Source organism: Pseudoduganella sp. RAF53_2, from assembly GCF_052113985.1.
Taxonomy (GTDB): domain Bacteria; phylum Pseudomonadota; class Gammaproteobacteria; order Burkholderiales; family Burkholderiaceae_D; genus Rugamonas.
Genome location: NZ_JBFRDW010000692.1, coordinates 1 through 3,072, shown reverse-complemented (window position 1 = coordinate 3,072; position 3,072 = coordinate 1). Strand labels below are relative to the sequence as shown.

The following is a 3,072-nucleotide window of genomic DNA, read 5'->3' as shown; positions in this document are numbered from 1 at the left end:
GGCAAGGTCAGCTCGCTGCGGAAGTTGGAGGCCAGCAGCGGCAGGTCCTTGATGATCAGGCCTGCCGCGTGAATGCGTGGAGATTCGCCGTCTTCCCGGTTCACGCCCGTGTTGCCGATGTGCGGGTAAGTCAGCGTGACAATCTGGCGGCTGTAGCTGGGATCGCTCAGGATCTCCTGGTAGCCGCTCATGGCCGTGTTGAACACGACTTCGCCCTTGGTGCTGCCGGCGGCGCCAATCGCGACACCGTGGAAAATGCTGCCGTCGGCAAGGGCCAATACTGCGCGCTCAACCATCCCCAAGGCATGCTGGAGTGGATGTTTCATTATTCCTCCTACTTCAGGATTTGATTAACAAAGTCCTATTGGTTGTTTCTGTATTGCATGTATGCTGCGCGCATTTCTAACGATAGGACATGAGGGTCAGCAACAAACTCTCCAATCGTCACAAGGCCCTAAATAAAGTTGGCTCGCGGCAATTCCACAACATGCAGGTTTGGAAACGTGGAGAAACAGTGCGGTAACAGAGACGTAAACTTCGTCGATATATAATGGCGGCCATGACACTATTGACTATCATCGTCGCCGCCGATCAGGACAACGGCATCGGCATCGACAACACCCTGCCCTGGCGCCTGCCGGAAGACCTGGCGCACTTCAAGCGCCTGACCACGGGCCACGCCATCATCATGGGCCGCAAGACTTTCGACTCGATCGGGCGTCCCCTGCCCAACCGCCGCAATATCGTCGTCACCCGCAACGCGGACTGGCGCCACGACGGCGTGGAAGCCGTCACTTCGCTGGACGCCGCGCGCAAGCTCGTCGCTGCCGATGCCCAGGCTTTCATCATTGGCGGCGCGAATATTTACGAGCAGTCGCTGAGTTTTGCGGACGAAGTCGTACTGACCCGCGTTGGCGGCAAGTTCCAATGCGACGCCTTCTTCCCGGCGCTGCCCGCCGGAGACTGGCAGGAAACTGCACGCGAAGAGCATGTGTCGGCCGATGGCCTGCCTTACGCTTTCATTACCATGCGCCGCACGAAGCGCTGATTCATTAATCTAGGAAGAGAGACAAATGTCCGGACACGGTTTTCACGTCCACGGCCCGCATGACCACGCGGTGGAACACGCAGCCCATAGCACTGACAAGTTTTCCGGCAACATCGCCGTGACCACCGCCATCCTGGCGACCATAGGTGCGATGTTCGGTTATCAGGGCGGCGCCACCCAGAACGATGCGGCCCTGTTCAAGAACAATGCGGCAATCGCCAAGACGGAGGCGTCCAACCGCTGGAATTACTACCAGTCCAAGTCCGCCAAGCAGAACCTGGCCGAACTGGCCATGACCCTGCCCGGCGTGGACCCGGAAAAGTACAAGGCCGAAGTGGCCCGCTACAAGTCCGAAAAGGACGAGATCAAGAAAGATGCCGAGTCCTGGGAAGCCAAGTCGTCGGAGTGGGACAAGAAGTCGGACAACGCGCTGCATCAGCATCACCAGTGGGCGCTGGCGACCACCGCGGAACAGATCGCGATTTCGCTGGCCGCGATTACCCTGCTGACCAGCCGCAAGTGGCTGCAGATCGCCACGTATATTGTGGCCGCGGCGGGTATCGCGCTGGGTGTCTTCGCCTGGTTCCATATCGATCCGATCAGCGCTTTGATGGGTGGCGGGCACTAAGCAAGCCCGTTGCAACTTTTTTTACCGGGATTCCGCAAATTCTGCGACAATCCCGGTCTTATTTTTTTGGCGCCCGGTACGCGCCTGGAGAACTTCATGAAATTCCGTTTCCCCATCGTTATCATCGACGAGGATTTCCGTTCCGAGAACACGTCTGGTCTGGGCATTCGCGCCCTGGCCGCGGCGATGGAAAAGGAAGGCATGGAAGTGCTCGGCGTGACCAGCTACGGCGACCTGTCCCAGTTCGCCCAGCAGCAGTCGCGCGCCTCGGCCTTCATCCTGTCGATCGACGATGAAGAATTCGGCGGCGGCAGCGTCGAAGAAACCGACTCCGCGCTGAAGGCCCTGCGCGCCTTTGTGGAAGAGATCCGCTACAAAAATGCGGACATCCCTATTTATCTGTACGGCGAAACCCGCACCTCGCGCCACATCCCGAACGATATCCTGCGCGAGCTGCACGGCTTCATTCACATGTTCGAGGACACGCCGGAGTTCGTGGCGCGCCACATCATCCGTGAAGCCAAGTCCTACCTGGACAGCCTGGCGCCGCCCTTCTTCCGCGCCCTGGTGCATTACGCGAACGATGGCTCCTACTCCTGGCACTGCCCTGGCCACTCCGGCGGCGTGGCGTTCCTGAAGTCGCCGATCGGCCAGATGTTCCACCAGTTCTTCGGTGAGAACATGCTGCGCGCCGACGTCTGCAACGCCGTGGAGGAGCTGGGCCAGCTGCTGGACCACACCGGTCCGGTCGCCGCCTCCGAGCGCAACGCAGCACGCATCTACAACGCCGATCACGCCTACTTCGTGACCAACGGCACCTCGACCTCGAACAAGATGGTCTGGCACTCCACCGTGGCGCCGGGCGACATCGTGGTGGTGGACCGCAACTGCCACAAGTCCATCCTGCACTCGATCATCATGTGCGGCGCGATCCCTGTGTTCCTGATGCCGACCCGTAACCACCTCGGCATCATCGGCCCGATCCCGCTGGAAGAGTTCACGATGGAGAGCATCGAGCGCAAGATCGCCAACAATCCGTTCGCCCAGGCGGCCGGCAACAAGAAGCCGCGCATCCTGACCATCACCCAGTCGACTTACGACGGCGTGGTGTACAACGTGGAAGTGCTGCGCGAAATGCTGGACGGGAAAATCGACACCCTGCACTTCGACGAAGCCTGGCTGCCGCACGCCACCTTCCACGATTTCTACAAAGACATGCACGCGATCGGCAAGGACCGTCCGCGCGCCAAGGAATCGCTGATCTTCTCGACCCAGTCGACCCACAAGCTGCTGGCGGGCCTGTCGCAGGCTTCGCAGGTGCTGGTGCGCGATTCCGAATCCGTGAAGCTGGACAAGGATGCCTTCAACGAGGCTTACCTGATGCACACCTCCACTT

Annotated in this window: 4 protein-coding genes; 3 read left to right on the top strand and 1 reads right to left on the bottom strand. The window is 59.9% G+C overall.

The window, feature by feature from the left end; genetic code table 11:
• Nucleotides 1-296, bottom strand: a 296-nt coding sequence (locus tag AB4Z11_RS27885) for a carbamoyl-phosphate synthase domain-containing protein (RefSeq protein ID WP_442029090.1), incomplete at its 3' end; no start/stop codon positions are given.
• Between the two features lie 263 nt (nt 297-559).
• On the opposite strand from AB4Z11_RS27885, the gene AB4Z11_RS27880 reads away from it, so the two are divergent.
• The 3 genes from AB4Z11_RS27880 to AB4Z11_RS27870 form a co-directional block, all read left to right on the top strand.
• The gene (locus tag AB4Z11_RS27880; protein ID WP_442029089.1) at nt 560-1,048 is read left to right on the top strand and encodes a dihydrofolate reductase; all 489 of its coding nucleotides are present in this window, start codon (nt 560-562) and stop codon (nt 1,046-1,048) included.
• Nucleotides 1,049-1,073: 25 nt separating this feature from the next.
• A complete protein-coding gene (locus AB4Z11_RS27875) occupies nt 1,074-1,676 on the top strand; it encodes a DUF4337 domain-containing protein (protein ID WP_442029088.1) in 603 nt (200 codons plus the stop codon).
• Between the two features lie 96 nt (nt 1,677-1,772).
• Nucleotides 1,773-3,072 (top strand): Orn/Lys/Arg decarboxylase N-terminal domain-containing protein (locus AB4Z11_RS27870; RefSeq protein WP_442029087.1); only part of this gene is annotated, 1,300 nt, incomplete at its 3' end.

Coding starts and splice junctions, on each gene's coding strand:
- AB4Z11_RS27880 (WP_442029089.1), top strand. CDS start 560: ATGACACTATTGACTATCATCGTCGCCGCCGATCAGGACAACGGCATC.
- AB4Z11_RS27875 (WP_442029088.1), top strand. CDS start 1,074: ATGTCCGGACACGGTTTTCACGTCCACGGCCCGCATGACCACGCGGTG.